The organism is Stenotrophomonas maltophilia, from assembly GCF_001274595.1.
GTDB classification, from domain to species: domain Bacteria; phylum Pseudomonadota; class Gammaproteobacteria; order Xanthomonadales; family Xanthomonadaceae; genus Stenotrophomonas; species Stenotrophomonas forensis.
Map to the genome: position 1 here is coordinate 1,088,777 of NZ_CP011010.1, position 13,673 is coordinate 1,102,449.

Annotated in this window: 17 protein-coding genes; all 17 read right to left on the bottom strand. The window is 67.3% G+C overall.

Annotated elements, in window-relative coordinates; genetic code table 11:
* Positions 1-2: 2 nt before the first annotated feature.
* The 17 genes from VN11_RS05020 to VN11_RS05100 all read right to left on the bottom strand — a co-directional run bounded on the left by VN11_RS05020 (position 3) and on the right by VN11_RS05100 (position 13,341).
* Positions 3-1,202 carry a phage tail sheath C-terminal domain-containing protein gene (locus VN11_RS05020; protein WP_053448961.1) on the bottom strand — a complete coding sequence of 400 codons (1,200 nt, stop codon included), beginning with the start codon at positions 1,200-1,202 and terminating at the stop codon, positions 3-5.
* Positions 1,203-1,309: 107 nt separating this feature from the next.
* Complete coding sequence (locus VN11_RS22680; protein WP_238581854.1) at positions 1,310-1,642, bottom strand: hypothetical protein; 333 nt, start codon at positions 1,640-1,642, stop codon at positions 1,310-1,312.
* 254 nt (positions 1,643-1,896) lie between these two features.
* Positions 1,897-3,414 (bottom strand): tail fiber protein, encoded by a 1,518-nt coding sequence (locus tag VN11_RS05030; RefSeq protein ID WP_053448962.1) that lies wholly within the window; start codon positions 3,412-3,414, stop codon positions 1,897-1,899.
* Between the two features lie 7 nt (positions 3,415-3,421).
* Entirely contained in the window at positions 3,422-4,723 is a 1,302-nt protein-coding gene (locus VN11_RS22920; RefSeq protein WP_053448963.1) for a phage tail protein I, read from the bottom strand.
* Complete coding sequence (locus tag VN11_RS05040; RefSeq protein ID WP_053448964.1) at positions 4,716-5,612, bottom strand: baseplate assembly protein; 897 nt, start codon at positions 5,610-5,612, stop codon at positions 4,716-4,718. Before VN11_RS05040 ends, VN11_RS22920 begins: the two co-directional genes overlap by 8 nt.
* Positions 5,613-5,614: 2 nt before the next feature.
* A complete protein-coding gene (locus tag VN11_RS05045) occupies positions 5,615-5,953 on the bottom strand; it encodes a GPW/gp25 family protein (RefSeq protein ID WP_005408332.1) in 339 nt (112 codons plus the stop codon).
* A gap of 52 nt (positions 5,954-6,005) precedes the next feature.
* Positions 6,006-6,596 (bottom strand): phage baseplate assembly protein V, encoded by a 591-nt coding sequence (locus tag VN11_RS05050; protein WP_053448965.1) that lies wholly within the window; start codon positions 6,594-6,596, stop codon positions 6,006-6,008.
* The gene (locus tag VN11_RS05055; RefSeq protein ID WP_053448966.1) at positions 6,593-7,144 is read right to left on the bottom strand and encodes a hypothetical protein; all 552 of its coding nucleotides are present in this window, start codon (positions 7,142-7,144) and stop codon (positions 6,593-6,595) included. Before VN11_RS05055 ends, VN11_RS05050 begins: the two co-directional genes overlap by 4 nt.
* Positions 7,145-7,261: 117 nt before the next feature.
* Positions 7,262-7,522, bottom strand: a complete 261-nt coding sequence (locus VN11_RS05060) for a hypothetical protein (RefSeq protein WP_053448967.1) — start codon at positions 7,520-7,522, stop codon at positions 7,262-7,264.
* Positions 7,506-7,883, bottom strand: a complete 378-nt coding sequence (locus VN11_RS05065; protein ID WP_053448968.1) for a hypothetical protein — start codon at positions 7,881-7,883, stop codon at positions 7,506-7,508. Before VN11_RS05065 ends, VN11_RS05060 begins: the two co-directional genes overlap by 17 nt.
* On the bottom strand, positions 7,880-8,365 hold the full coding sequence (locus VN11_RS05070) for a glycoside hydrolase family 24 protein (protein ID WP_053448969.1): 486 nt from the start codon (positions 8,363-8,365) through the stop codon (positions 7,880-7,882). The genes VN11_RS05065 and VN11_RS05070 overlap by 4 nt, the downstream gene beginning before the upstream one ends.
* Positions 8,362-8,712 (bottom strand): hypothetical protein, encoded by a 351-nt coding sequence (locus tag VN11_RS05075; RefSeq protein WP_053448970.1) that lies wholly within the window; start codon positions 8,710-8,712, stop codon positions 8,362-8,364. The genes VN11_RS05070 and VN11_RS05075 overlap by 4 nt, the downstream gene beginning before the upstream one ends.
* Positions 8,709-9,137, bottom strand: coding sequence for a Mor transcription activator family protein (locus tag VN11_RS05080; protein WP_238581855.1), 429 nt, complete (start codon positions 9,135-9,137; stop codon positions 8,709-8,711). The genes VN11_RS05075 and VN11_RS05080 overlap by 4 nt, the downstream gene beginning before the upstream one ends.
* A 353-nt stretch (positions 9,138-9,490) precedes the next feature.
* Positions 9,491-9,874 carry a hypothetical protein gene (locus VN11_RS05085; protein ID WP_053448972.1) on the bottom strand — a complete coding sequence of 128 codons (384 nt, stop codon included), beginning with the start codon at positions 9,872-9,874 and terminating at the stop codon, positions 9,491-9,493.
* 151 nt (positions 9,875-10,025) lie between these two features.
* A complete protein-coding gene (locus VN11_RS05090; protein WP_053448973.1) occupies positions 10,026-10,577 on the bottom strand; it encodes a hypothetical protein in 552 nt (183 codons plus the stop codon).
* 41 nt (positions 10,578-10,618) lie between these two features.
* Positions 10,619-10,846, bottom strand: a complete 228-nt coding sequence (locus VN11_RS05095) for a hypothetical protein (protein ID WP_053448974.1) — start codon at positions 10,844-10,846, stop codon at positions 10,619-10,621.
* A gap of 158 nt (positions 10,847-11,004) precedes the next feature.
* Complete coding sequence (locus tag VN11_RS05100; protein ID WP_053448975.1) at positions 11,005-13,341, bottom strand: VapE domain-containing protein; 2,337 nt, start codon at positions 13,339-13,341, stop codon at positions 11,005-11,007.
* Positions 13,342-13,673 lie beyond the last annotated feature (332 nt).

Sequence of the window (13,673 nt, forward strand, 5' to 3'; positions counted from 1 at the left end):
GCTTAGAAGATCTCCGAGACGTAGTTGTTGTTCATGTGCATGCGGAAGGTCAGCTGTTCACCCGGGTAGGTCGGGGTGAAGTCGAAGTCCCAGTAGAAACGGCCCTGGGCCACGCTGTCCGCTGCGTTCAGATCGGGGTCGATCCAGCAGTTGCCGCCGAGGATCGCGCCCTGGGTCTTCAAGCCGCGCAGGAAGGCATTGACGCCCTCGCGCACGTCATCGACGTAGGTCTTGCTGATGCCGCGGTCGACAGCCCACAGATGGGCGGCCTCGAGGCTGTCGGCGATGATGTCGGCGGTGCGCACCACGCACAGGAACTGCCACTTCTGGTCGCTGCTGGCGGTGCGGTTGCCCCACAGGCGGAAGCCACCTTCGCGGATGATGGTCGCCACGTTGGACTGGTTCAGCAGGTTGGCGCGGCTGGTCGCGTCGGACAGGCCGAAGTCGATGGCACGCGCGGTACCAACCACGCCGTTGAGTTCCAGGTTCGACGGCGATGCCCACCAGCCGCGTTCGTTGTCGCTGCGGGCGATGGCGCCGGCCACGGCACCGGAGGCGTAGCGGGTGACGATGGCATCACCGGACTGCACCAGCAGCGCCGGGTCGACCACGTAGACGCGCTTGGAACCGGTCAGGGCGGTGGTGCTCTTGGCGGCCTCATCGTTGCTGTTCGGGCCGTCCTTGATGATCACCGCGCGCAGCTTGTCGGCGATGCCGAGCAGCTCGGCCACGACCGGGTTGGCCAGCAGCTCGGTGTCGCGCTTTTCATGGGTGTGGGTGAAGCCCGGTACCGCCAGGATGCGCGGCTTGATGCCCACCACCGACTTGGACGCCAGCAGCGCATGCACGCCGGTGTAGGCACCGGTCTGAGCATTCACGCCGCCCAGCACGTTGGCCAGGGTGTCATTCTCGGTCGCGCCCTTTTCCACGCGGATGACGACGACGACCGCGTTGGACTGGTCGAAGATGGCGTCGAGCTGGCCCGGGAGGGTGCCGTCATCGACTTCGGTAGCGGCGTTGGCGAGCAGCTTGGCAGCCTGCGAACGCGAGGTCACCAGGACCGGGGTGTTGTACGGGAAGGCGGTCTTGTCGGCGCGGGGCGCGGTGCCCACGATGCCGATGACACTGGTCGAAGCAACAGCGATCGAGCGGGAACCACCATCGATGTTGACGACCTGCACGCCATGCAGAAATTCGGCCATGCGTTGTTTTTTCCTTGGTTGGGTGGGTGCTGCGGTCGCGAGCTGCGCCGCATGGGTACATGTTCGTATCTGGCCGCGGCTGGATTAATTGCAGCCGTGGCCTGATGTCACGCCTGCGGTTGCGGGGTGGGTGTTGCGGGATCGGCCACGATCAACCAGGCCGCGCTGGCGTCGTCATAGATGATCGGGTAGCTGCGATCGGCCGGTGGTGCCAGATCGGTCACCGTGGGCGGCAACCCGACGCCACGCGGCAGTGGAGTCGCGAAGCTGGCATCGCTCTTGTTCCACAACGGTCGTGCGCTGTAGTCCGGCAGCAGCGTCCATTCGCGGCGCCCAGCGTTCCACGCGTTGTACTGCGGTGTGGTGCCGTCCAGCCGGAACGGTTCGGAGAGCGTCACGTCCTTGGGCAGGGGCTCGCCGAGCGTGAGGCGATTGGGCACCGCCATTGCTGTGCGGGTGTCCCACAGCATGCAGTTGCGGAAGTCGGCGACCGCTTCCCAGCGCGTGCCATCATCGGCCAGGCGCAGCGTCTGGTACTCGCCGGCGGGCTGGCGGGGGGCCAGGTCGACGGTGTAGTCGGGCAGGTTCCAGCGGCCGTCGGGGGGAGGGCTGCAGACGGACCTTGCCCATGTAGGCGCGGGTGTCGGGGTCGTAGGAGTGCGCGAAGCGCGGTTCGATGGGCACGTTCATGTCCTCAGTAAGCGATGCAATAGATCATCCGCAGCCCGGCTGGCAGGTTGCGTTCGCCACCGGAGGTCTCCACCACGATGGCGTGGGTGTGGGCACCGGCGTCAGCGGCCGAGGCGGTGTGGCCGTGGTCGCCAACCTGGGCGATGGAGATGGTGTGCGAGTGGCCGCCGGCGCCGTTCATGCCGATGTTGTGGCCATGGCCGCCTGCGCCGTCGGTGGTAAAGCTGTGTGCGTGTCCACCGGCCGGGCTGGTGTTGGGCCAGGGGTTGTCGTAGTCCAGGTTGCCGCGCGAGCCGACGTGATTGTTGTAGTCGGCGCCCCACGGATAGGTGGTACCCGATTCGGCGAACGCGGTGAGATGCTGGTGGTCGCCGATCCAGGATGTACCGCCGGTATGCGCGTGATGGCCCTGCGAGTCGGTCCACGCACCGTGCGCGTGGTCACCGACCGCGCTGGCGCTGGCGCCATGCGAGTGAGCGCCGCCTGCACCTACGGAGATGGCGTGGCTATGGTTGCCTGCCGTTGCCGTGCTTGCGCTATGGGCATGGCGGATCACCTCGCCCTGGGTGAAGCTGCCGACCGCTTCGGGATTCAGCGTGTGGGTGACGACCGTGCCTTCCTGCATTGCCGGCAGGTTGAAGGTGGTTGCGCCATCGCCGGCGCCGTAGCGGGTGCCGATGGCAGCGAACAGGGCCGGGTAGCTGGCACGCGGAACAGCGGCGCCATTGCACAGCAGCATGCCGTTGGGCGCGGTGGCACCGGCGAACAGGATCACCTGGCCGGGTACGTGCACGCTGGACGGCACGCCGGTCATGTTGCGCCAATCCAGATAGTGCGTGCCGTGTCGGCCGTCAAGCAGGTCGGCATCCAGGCCCTTGTCGGCGCCTTCATCCTTCAGCGCAGCCGATTTCAGCCCCAATGCGGAGCGGAACGCGGCTTCGGTGGCGATCGACAGCAGCGTCCGCACCAACTGCGTGGGTGCGCTGGCGCCCAATCGCTTGTCGATGAACGCACGCAGCCCGCGCGGGGTGACCGCACGTTGCGTGTCGGCACCTTCCTCGGCCTCGGTGGAGGTGGCCAGCTCCACCACGCCCTGCACCTCGGCGGTCGCCGGTGGGTAGATGAACTCGGCATTGCCGAACTCGATCAGCCCGGTATCGACTTCGCTGAAGCGGGTATCGGTGGAGAGCAACAGCATCGAGGCCGCAGTCTTCTCCATGATCGGATCGGCCTGGCCAAAGGTGGCGAACAGCGTGCCGTCGCCCAGGTACAGGCCGAAGCCTCGCAGGCTGTAGGCACTGGCGCTGTCGTCACGGATCGTGACGTGCAGTGTGTCATCGCCAACGGCCTTGCCACCGAACGTCAGGACACGCTTGATTTCGCCGGGCAGTGCAGTCAGCCCCGCCGATGGCGTGAACGCCGTGGAGGTCAGGCCGATCTCGGTGATCAGTACGGCACTGGTGCCGGTATTGGGGGGATTGACCAGCTTGGCGAAGCCGGCGTCGGTGATTTTCAAGCGCATGCGGGGTTTACTCTCCGATCAGTTGGATGCGGCGGAAGGTGGTGCCACGGGCTCCTGCAAGCGCACCGATCTCGGCGCTGGCCTGCATGCCCTGGGTGAACGTGAAATGCGATCGCACCGGCTTGGTGCGGGTGATCTCGCCGATCACGTCGTCGACGAACTTGGCGGTTGCGGTCTCGCCGCCCTGGTTGGCGATGGTCATCACCGCTTCGAAGGTGTGAGGTGCGCCTTGCGGCTGCATCTCCCACCATTCGCGGATCAGGATCGAGCCACCGAACGCGGCGACAACGTCGCGCACGCTGCCCCACGTGCCCTTGCGGCGCTGGATCGCGATTGCCGCGCGCACGCGTGCACGCTTCACCTTGTCGGGCCAGTAGGCCTTCCATTCGTCGACTGACAGTGCCCAGGCCAGCCAGGGCAACAGCGCGGCCGGGCAGCGGTCGGCATCCCACAGTGCGGTGATGTCCACCGGCAGCGGGCGTGTGACCGCTGCGCGCGCCAGGGCCTGCTCGCTACGGGTGGAGTTGGGGGGCAACAGATGTGCGGCAGCAGGTACGCTGACCAGCGCATCGCCATCGATGATCGCGCCGGGGGGAGGCAGGTAGTTCAAGGTGACTACGTTGCCGGCCATGCTGTAGTCGATCCTTGTCATGGGTTGCGCGACGGCATGGATGTAGCTCGTCGCCACAGGGCCTGCTTCGGCCTGTGTGCCCCATACGTGGATGCGGCTGTCCGGCTTCAGGCCAGAGTTCCCGGCTGCCAGCCGATCCAGCACGATGCTCATGCCGCGTGGTGGGTCATCCGCAGTGGCGGTGTAGGTGTAGCTGTAACGCCTCCACTCGGTACCCACCTGCAGCTGGGTCCTGCCTGGGCCGGTCGTGCGCATGCCGAAGCCGATGACGCACGGCTCGGTTGCGCGCAGCCAGACGCTGATGGTGCGGACGGCGCCATCGGGAAACGCGCTTCCATCTTCGTCCACCAGGCCGGTGAAGCGCTGCCCTGGCCCGCCGATCGCATCGGAGGCAGGGAAGGAGAAGGCATTGGGGCTGCCATCAGGCGCGAATGACCCGGCAGACAGATTGGCAGGCTTGACGTAGTAGCCCGTCCAGCGGGGCACGTTGAAGGTTGCCGATAAGCGCTGCAGGTTGCGTCTTGGCGTGTCCGACAACTTCAGGCGCCCCTGCCAGTCGGTGCGGTACACCGACTGCAGGGAAGCCAGGGCGCCACCCGGATGACGGAACTGAAGGTTCTGCCCATCGACCGCACCGCGCAGGCGTGCGTTGATCAGGCGCGTGGTGGGATCACTCATCGTTGCCGCCATGGGTCAGGATCACCGTGCTGCAGTGAGTGGCCTGGGTGCGGTCTACCACTACATCAGCCAATGGGCTGGCGATCTCCACGCGCTGCACACCCTCGGCATGCAACGCGGCGAACAGGCCCGAGCGGGTCACGTCGCGGCCCAGGCGATGCGACTCGGCGATGTAGCGGTCCAGGCGCGTGCGGGCCTCGCCCAGTACCACCTGCGAGTCCGGGCCGGCGAAGGTGTAGAGCGTGGCGTTGATCGCGTAGTTGACGATCTCCGCCGACCGCACCAGCACGTGGTCGGTCAGCGGGCGCACGTCGGCCGCGCTGAGCTTTGCTTCCACTGCATCAAGCAGGCCCTGGGAAGCGGCACCATTGGCTTCGCGCGACAGCACCGAAACCACCACCACACCGGGTGAGGAGCTGGTCGCGCTGGCGTCGAGCACGCGGGCGTCGGCGCTAAGGGCGTGGAAGATGTAGGCGCCCTCCGGCCCGGCCACGCTGAAGCCTTCCGGGCCCAGCTGGATGCGGCGACGGAAATCCTCATCACCTTCGTAGCGCGGTGGAATGCCCTCATGCGGCTTGCCCGGGTCCAGCACCTGGCGGGCGATGCCGAAGATCGCAGCGAGATGGTCCAGGTCACTGCCGACCGCGTAGGCCAGCATCACGCCACGCGCGGCGTCGTTGACGCGCTGGCGGTCGAGCAGGCGCAGGTAGGTGCAGACCTCCAGGATCTTGAAAGCAGGGTCCGACGGCAGCAGCGCGTCGAAGGTGGGATCCAGGGCCTGCAGCGCGGTCAGCGATTCATCGAACATGGCTTCGAAATCGAGCACTTCGATGACCGCCGGTGCAGGCAGCTGGGACAGATTGACACTGGTGAACGAGCCGGATGCCACGGTTAGCGAACCTCGATTCCTTCGATGGTGATGGCCTCGCCGTCCGGCAGGTGGATCCCGGTCACTGCCAGGATCATCACGCCGGGGGCGGGGAGGGAGACGTCGACGTTCTCGACGTGGAGCCGCGGTTCCCATCGCGCCAGGGCGTCGACGGTGGCGGCAATCAGGTCCATGCGCAGCGAGCGATTGGTGGGCGCATCGATCAGTTCGAACACGCGTGAGCCGTACTCGCGGCGCAGTACACGGGAGCCAAGGGGCGTGGTGAGAATGTCACGCACGGACTGGTGCAGATGGGCCAGCCCATCCAGGGATTTGCCGGTGTTGGCGTCGATTCCTCGCATGGTCTCTATCGTCGTGGAGTGCAGGTTTTGAGGGCATTGCAGGCGTGGCCGGTCAGGCCTGGGCCGGCGTGGTCGGGGCGGTGGGGCCCTGCGCGGTGTGCTTGTGTGCCTTCAGGCCGATGGCGCCGGCCTTGATCTCCGCCGGGGTGCTGATGTCCTTGCCGGCGGTGATCGCACCTGTCACGTCCAGGTCGCCGGTGGCCTTGATCGACGGTGTATCGAGCAGCACCGATTCACTGGCGATCACCTGCGCGCTTGCACAGGTCACGATGACCTTGCCGTTGCCGACGTTGACGCTGAGCGTGGTGGTTTCCTGGTCGTACTCGACGATGCTGCCGTCGGCGTACTGGGTACGCTGCCGCAAGCGCGAGTCGGCTGGTGCGGCAAAGCGGTCCTGGTACAGGCTGCCCAGCACCAGCGCCTGGCCCGGGTCGCCATAGGGACAGGCCAGCACCACCTGCTCGCCCGGTTCGGGAGCACACCAGCTGCGCGCGCCCGGCCCGGCCCGTCGCTCCAGCCAGGGAATCCAGTCGGTGAGCATGCCGTCGGCATCGACGCGTACGCGCGCTGCGCCTTCGTCGAGCTCGCGCACGACGCCGATCATCAACAGGTTGCCGATGAGCCGTGCGTGCTCGGCGCTCATGGCGCGTGCTCCGGCAGTGGCTGGTAGCGTGGCTCATGGGCGCGGCCGATCTCGGGCGCGAAGCTGTAGAAGGCCTGCGGCACCACGCCGCCGGTGTCCTCCCACGCGTTGCTGCCCAGGGCGATCGGCAGCGACCACTCGACCACCCAGCTGCGGAGACCAGGCTGTGCCGTCGCAACGTCTTCGGGCAACGCGGCGATCACATCGATGGCGCCGCTGGCGGCCCCGGGGAAGCGGCCGAGCTGGTGCAGCCAGGTTGCCAGGGCGACGGCGGCATTGCGTACCTGCAGCGCTGCATCGGCATTGGCCGCTACGACAATGCGTGCCTCGAAGCGCAGCAGGGCGTGCAGCAGGCCGCTGCCGTCGCTGTTTTCCTTGTTGCGATCACAACGGGTCATGGCCAGCAGGCAGGCCGGCATGGGCATGTTGTCCGTGCTGGATTCCCGATAGAACGCAACGGTGGCAAGGCCCGGGAAGTGCGCGCGTATCGCGGTTTCGATGGCGCTGTGCAGCGCGTCGAGCGTCGGAGGTGGGGAATCGGTCGCCATGTCAGCTCATGCAGTGAATGGAAGGAGGGCAGGGCCGGTGCGGCCCATGCGGTCTGCAGCCAGTGTTGCCATCACCGGAGGTGGGCGGCATTGCAGGCGTGACCGCGAGCGGCGGGGTCAGGGCAGGGTCCTGCTGGCGCCGGCTGCAGTGCCGCAGCTGGCAGGCGCGACCGGCAACGCACCGTTGATGGTGAAACCGCGCTGGTTGCCAAGGCTGCACAACAGCGCCCGCAGCTGATCGGCGAGTTCGTGGTATCGGCGCGCGACGGCGACGTGGTTGCGCAGCAGCGCATCGTCGTCGGCGCCCTGCAGGTCCGGCAGCTCAGGGGGTGTCTGCAACTGTGCCGGTGCGATGCTGAGGTCAACGTGGCAGGGCATGGCCGGCGTTGGCTTCGCGCCAGATGCGCACGAACTCAGCATCAGCGTCGCCGCGATCGCGGCCAGGAGTCTTGGCATGGGTGTCGATGTCCCGTTGCAGGGCGTTGAACTGCTGGGTGCGCTCGGCCTGCGTGGCCAGGCGCTGTGATTCGGCCCGGGCGCCGGCCCGGGCATTGGCGAGGTCCTGCTGATGTGCGGCCAGCGCCGTATCAGCGCGGGATGCCTGCTGCGCGGCCTGGGCGCTGGCAACGGCCAGGTCCGCGCTGCGGTCCCGCAGGGTCCACCCCAACCAGGCGCAGCCGGCATGGCTGCCGACGAGCAGCAGCAGGCCGACGCGCAGCCTCAGCGCGAGTGGGGTCATGCCAGGGCTCCACCCGCGGCGCGATAGGCAGCGCGCAGCGTCTCCAGTGTGTGTTCCTTCTGCCCATACCCGGCGCCCGGCAGCGATGCCCAGATGCGCCGTGCTGCGCTGACGGCGGCGTCGAATCGTCCCAGCCGGACCAGCTCGTAGGCACCGCATTGCTTGAGCAGGGCGACCGCGGCGCGATCCTGCGAGACCGGGCCGAAGTCGGGCAGGCCCAGGCGTGCGCGCAGGTCATCCCAGGTACTGCGCAGGAACTGGTAGCGGCCGGCGGCGCTGGATTTGATGCCATAGCGCGGCAGAGACACCAGGACGCGGGGATGGTCGCGGTAGGTTTCGAACAGCTGGCCGCCGACGATCACGTCGTAGCCGCGGTCACGTGAGCGCTGGCCGGGAATGTCGGTACCCTCGGACACCGCCAGCATGTCGAGGAACGCGGCCACGTTGGCACCGCCGAGGGCGCTGGCTGCGGCGGCGGTCATGCGGCCGCCTCCGGCTGCTTGCGCACCAGTGCCAGCAGCGCGTCTATCTGCACGCTCTGCTGGGCGATCTGTGCACGCAGGGCGTTGACCTCGCCACGCAGTTGCCCGATCTCCTGCGCCATCGCCTCGCGTTCGTGCATCAGGCCATCGGCGCGGGTGCGCTCGGCGGCGAGCTGCTCCTGCAGGGTGCGCAGGGTGTTGCTGGTGGCTTCATCGGCGGTGCGGTCGACCTTGGCCGACGACAGCCATTGGCGCAGCCACAGCGACACCGCGATCAATACGCCGGAGGTACCGCCCAGGTACTTGGCCCAGTCCGGCAGGCCGGCCAGCAGATCGCTCTCGTTCATGCGCGTGCGTATCCCTTCAGCAGGGCCGGGTGCACCGCCGGCGGTGGCGTGGAGCGGGCGCCACGCAGGGCGCGCTTGATGGTGGTCTGCGAGACGCCGAATTCACGCGCGACGTGGTCGCGTGGCATGCCGCTGGCGACGGCATGTGCGATCTGTTCGCGGCGCTGATGCGCCCCGGCGGCGAAGCAGGACGCCAGGAACAGCAGCTCGCCACCGAAGTGCGCGACCAGCCGCTGGGCGACGTCGCGGCCGAGGATGTCGATCAGGCGATGCTGGTCGGGCAGGGTGGATGGAACGTAGACGATGACGCGGTGGCGGCCGGTGGTGCTGGAGGTGGTCGGCGGCCACGCACGCACCAGCGTGAGGGCCGCGGATTCGCCGATGACCTCGGCGAGGGTCTGGATGCTGTCGGGCAGGGCGTTCATGAGGGGTGTCGTCAGTGGCATTGATCTCCACTGTTGCCATCCCGCCCTCTCGGTCAACACCTTTCATCTACTTTCGGTGCGATGTGCTGAAGGCATTCAATGAGCCTGAGCACAGGTGAGGAGTACGCTGCGGATGCCTGCAACGGTTGCTGCCGGGCGGCCATTGCTGCGGTTGTTTTCCGTAATCCTGTACTCGCTGTCCTCACCCCGGGGAAACAGAGGCAGGTCAAGGGAACGCGGTGGGGATGGGGTGAGGATGGCCCCCCGCAGCTCGTCCTCATGCACGGGCGCAGGCCCGGAAACGAAAAAGCCCCGGACGATGCCGGGGCTTCAGGATTGCAGGTGGGGCTGGGTCAAAGGTCGAACACCAGGTTGCCGCCGGTCTTGCGTGGGATGTAGCCGGCGTCGCGCAACCAGCGCGCCGCGTTGACCTGGTCCATGCGCTTGACCGGAAAGCGGTTGGCGAACATCAGGAAGCGCGCCACCGTGATCGATTCACCCTTGCCCTTCAGGGCGGCCAGGGTTTCGGTGAACCACGGTGCGGGCGGCTGCTGCCTGCCGGGCCGGGCCACGGTACGGGCCTGCGTCGTGCTGCCATCGCCCGCCTGGGCGCAGGCCTGCGAGCACAGCGAGATGAAGATCGCATCCAGGCTCACGATGTCCTTGCCACCCTTGGGCTGGGACTTGAACAATTCGATGGCCTTCAGGCGCGTCGACGCGAACTGTTCGACCTCCATGGCGTTTCCTCTCTGCGAAAATGGGTGGGGGATGCAGGGTGACGACAGGTGTCGTCGGTGATGAGGCGACCTTACATCATTTTCGCCGATGATGGGCCACGACCTGCGCTCGGATGAGTGGGAAGAGAGATCACACGGCCCCGTGCCGCGTTCAGATCACGCCGCGCGACAGCAGCTGGTCCAGCGTCCTGCGCACCAGATCGGCCGGGGTGCCGTCATTGTTTACTTCGATGTCGACCAGATGGTCCGGCAAGGCCTGTTCGCTGGCATGGCCCGGACGGCTGACGCGGATCACGACACCGCCACGGCGGCGGATCGCGCGGGCTTCATCGGCCAAGCGCACATCCGGCACCAGTCCGCCTGCAGGCAGGCGTGCGAACAACGAGCGCACCCGCAGCTCGGGGAGGTTGCAATCACACCCCGATCCGGTGCCGGCGCTCTGCATCAACTGCTGAGGGATGAGCTCAGCCAGCGCCCGCAGCGGTGCCGCAAAGCTGTCGCAGGGCAGCGCCAGTGCCGAGGCCAGTCCATTGGCCAGGGCGTCCTTGCCCGCATGCTTGGCGCCGGCGATGCCGATGTAGAGCGGGCCCACCGCCTGCGGGGCAGGCCGCAGCTGCGTGCGGCCCAGGGCGGGGCCGGCACGGAATGCGGCCAGGGTGTCGGCGATCATGCGATGGCCACTGTCGAGGGAGGCGGGAATCATGCGGAATCTACTCCTGGAAAAAGGTGGCAGCCGGCGATGGGTCAGGAATCGCGACCGCCAGCACCGCGCGCGCGCAGCAGGCGCTGGGTGATGCGTCCCCCGCGGGCGGCGGCCGCGACAGGGTCAAAGCAGAGCATGGCGGTGCGGGTACGACGGCCAGCGGCAAGGTGGTCGCGGATGGTCCGTTCGGACAGCACCGGTACCCGCTGGTGGATCTGCCGCACGGTCAGCTGTTCGCCTTCGAAGGCATGCAGTTGGGGACGAGGCATGACGGAAGCGCTCCTGGAAGGTGGCGTGGCCGAGATAGGCATCTTGCCTTCACGGGCCTCCCTAGTCAACACCTTTCATCTACTTGCATATCGAATCGTGCCGCCGGGTGGTGGTCCCCGCCAATGCACTTCTCGTGCACCCCGGGGGGAACGTGGCTCTAGAACGGGCCTGCCGCCTGCTCGCCGAGGGTGAGCCTGCGGGGCGGCATCAGCCAGACCTTGGCCCGCTCCTTGCCGACCACGCGGGTGCGTACGCCATGGCGCTTGACCACATAGGCGGCCGCCTCGTTGACATCGCGGCGGTTCGGCTTGTCGATGCCTGCGGCAATGACGATCTCGGTGGCGCGGTAGTGTGCGTTCCAGTGCTCGGTGGGCAGCGACCAGTCGAAGCGGCGGTCGATCAGTTCGGCAATCGGCGAGATCGGTTCGTGCTCGCTGTTGGTGGCATTCAGCGCATCCAGCTCCTCACCGGACAGGTGCCAGGTCTCGCCGTTGCGGTACAGCGCATGGGCCTCGGACCACACCTGCTGCATGTCGATGCGCGCCGGTTCGCCCAGTGCCACGGCATGCACGGTCCACCAGCGCGTGTTGCCGGTCGCGTCGCGCAGGAAGCGCTCGTCATTGACACTGGCAAACAGGATGGTCCGGCGCGCGTAGCGCGACTCGTTGCGCGCGTATGGACGGCGGATCTCATCATGGCTGCGCGAGATGAACGATTTCAGCGCGGCGATATCGGTGCGGCGGAAGGTGGCATCCACTTCACCCAGTTCGACGATCCACTTGGAGATGACCTGCTTGACGCTGTCCTTGTTGGCCGGATCGAGCACCACGCCGTCGGCGATCAGCTGCAGTTCCGGCGGTGCCAGCTGCCGGGCCCAGCGTGTCTTGCCCAGATTCTGCTTCGAGACGAACGTCAGCACACCCCGCGCCACCACGCCATCCGGTTCAAAGGCCGCCGCCACGCCGGAGACCAGCCAGCGTCGCATCAGTACTTCCTTCAGGATGCGCCCGTCGGCCATGCGGGTGGGCTGCGCTTCCTGCACCGTATCGAAGAAGGCCTGCAGGCGGGACTGGCCATCCCACGGGCGTGAGGTGATCCAGCTGGCGACCGGATTGTAGGGGTTGGCTTCGGCCACCTGGCACAGGTTGGTTTCGAAGCTGGCGGTGGTCATGCCAGCGCGGTGCATGCAGTCCATCACTTCACCGGCAGCCACTTCCTTGGCATTGTCCACCGTGCTCTGCAGGCCCGGCACCAGGATCTCCAGGTCCTTGCGGATGACGTTGTAGCGCACGGTCACGCCGGTGCGCCGGCACAGTTCGGCCAGATTGCGCGCTGTGGGCAATGGGCGGCCGCGCGTGCTGGTATCGGGAAAGGGCGTGAAGGCATCGAATGCGGACAGGTTGCCAGGCACCTGATAGCTCGCGCTGGCTGCCGAAGGTGCGACGTCGCCGGCCGTGTCATCTTCCACCACGGCGGCTGGCGGTGGCAGGAGCTGGGCGCGGACCGTCTCCAGCCCTTCGCGCAGATGCAGGTCGTTGAAGTCGGTGGGGCGGTCACTGTCACCGTGCACTGCGGAGAACTCGGGCCATGCCACGCGTGCATCGATCTCCGCAGCGGCGCGCGTTGCCTGGGTGACGCCGGGATTGTCCACGGGTTGCCGGGTCCATTGATCGTTGTCCGCGCAGAGCACGAACACACCATCGGGCACGGCGCCGCGCCAGGCGCGGGCGACTGCGGCGAGGTTGCCGGCATCCCAGGCGACCACCACGCACCAACCGGTGGCCTGATGGATGGAGGCGGCGGTGGCATAGCCCTCGGCGATGGCGATCGGCTGTGCAGCGAGCGGTTTGCCGATGACGTGAAAACACCCCTGTTTGCGGCCACCGGACAGGAAGTCCTTGTCGCGTCCCAGTGCGGGTTCCATGCGCGGAAAGATCGCCTGCAGCGAAACGATCCGACCGGCAGCGTTCATCACCGGCACCAGCAGCGCGTTGTCGATGTGGCGGAAGACCAGGCCGTCGCTGTTGCGTACCGGCCACGGCGCCACGCGCAGGCCATGCGCAGGGATGCCCTTGCGCACCAGATAGGGATGGCTGCCGTCCGCCGGTACGGCGCGGTTCCACAGGACATTGGCGGCCTTGGCGGCGGCCTCCTCGCGCTCGCGCTGCTGCTGCTCGCGTTCGGCACGGGCCGCCTCCTGGCGGTGGCGGATGGCGCGCTGTTCGGCGGCGCTGAGCGTGCCGGGTGACTTCGCGCACCAGGCATGACGGGTGCCGGTGCGCCAGCTGCCGAACTCGCCTGCCGGCACCTGGTCGCCGAACAATACGGCCCACCCATTGCGTGTGCCGGGGCGATCACCCTGCACATGGAAGCGCACCAGTGTGCCGTCGGCATTGAGTGCCTCGCGGCCGCGTGCGTCCGGCACGATGCCGTGTGCGTGCATGACCTGCAGGAACGCAGGAACGACGTCCTGCGCTGGGTGCGATGTGTGCATTCGGCGAAGCCCCTTGAAGCGTGGTCCGGTTCACCGCAGCCTGTCGATGCGCAGCGTGATTCATGCCGGGCGCAGTGCACGTGGCGACCGGCCGACGCGGCAGGGTCAGCCGCAGAGGGGAGGCGGTGATGCGGCCATGGTGTCGGAATGACCTCTCTTTTGCAACACCTTACGACACCTTGCATCCCTGATCCCGACAGTGCGGCCGGGTGTCATGAGGATCTGCGATGACTTTCGCAGATTGTCGCTTCTGCGGCGGCGTGTCGCAGTTGGCGAGAACCGTTTTTCCGATGATGCCGTTGCCGTCAGATACGGCCTTCCGACTCGCCTTC

Coding starts and splice junctions, on each gene's coding strand:
- VN11_RS05100 (WP_053448975.1), bottom strand. CDS start 13,341: ATGCACACATCGCACCCAGCGCAGGACGTCGTTCCTGCGTTCCTGCAG.
- VN11_RS22920 (WP_053448963.1), bottom strand. CDS start 4,723: ATGAGTGATCCCACCACGCGCCTGATCAACGCACGCCTGCGCGGTGCG.
- VN11_RS05075 (WP_053448970.1), bottom strand. CDS start 8,712: ATGAACGAGAGCGATCTGCTGGCCGGCCTGCCGGACTGGGCCAAGTAC.
- VN11_RS05030 (WP_053448962.1), bottom strand. CDS start 3,414: ATGCGCTTGAAAATCACCGACGCCGGCTTCGCCAAGCTGGTCAATCCC.
- VN11_RS05080 (WP_238581855.1), bottom strand. CDS start 9,137: ATGAACGCCCTGCCCGACAGCATCCAGACCCTCGCCGAGGTCATCGGC.
- VN11_RS05065 (WP_053448968.1), bottom strand. CDS start 7,883: ATGACCCCACTCGCGCTGAGGCTGCGCGTCGGCCTGCTGCTGCTCGTC.
- VN11_RS05050 (WP_053448965.1), bottom strand. CDS start 6,596: ATGAGCGCCGAGCACGCACGGCTCATCGGCAACCTGTTGATGATCGGC.
- VN11_RS05095 (WP_053448974.1), bottom strand. CDS start 10,846: ATGCCTCGTCCCCAACTGCATGCCTTCGAAGGCGAACAGCTGACCGTG.
- VN11_RS05020 (WP_053448961.1), bottom strand. CDS start 1,202: ATGGCCGAATTTCTGCATGGCGTGCAGGTCGTCAACATCGATGGTGGT.
- VN11_RS05055 (WP_053448966.1), bottom strand. CDS start 7,144: ATGGCGACCGATTCCCCACCTCCGACGCTCGACGCGCTGCACAGCGCC.
- VN11_RS05085 (WP_053448972.1), bottom strand. CDS start 9,874: ATGGAGGTCGAACAGTTCGCGTCGACGCGCCTGAAGGCCATCGAATTG.
- VN11_RS05070 (WP_053448969.1), bottom strand. CDS start 8,365: ATGACCGCCGCCGCAGCCAGCGCCCTCGGCGGTGCCAACGTGGCCGCG.
- VN11_RS05060 (WP_053448967.1), bottom strand. CDS start 7,522: ATGCCCTGCCACGTTGACCTCAGCATCGCACCGGCACAGTTGCAGACA.
- VN11_RS05045 (WP_005408332.1), bottom strand. CDS start 5,953: ATGCGAGGAATCGACGCCAACACCGGCAAATCCCTGGATGGGCTGGCC.
- VN11_RS05090 (WP_053448973.1), bottom strand. CDS start 10,577: ATGATTCCCGCCTCCCTCGACAGTGGCCATCGCATGATCGCCGACACC.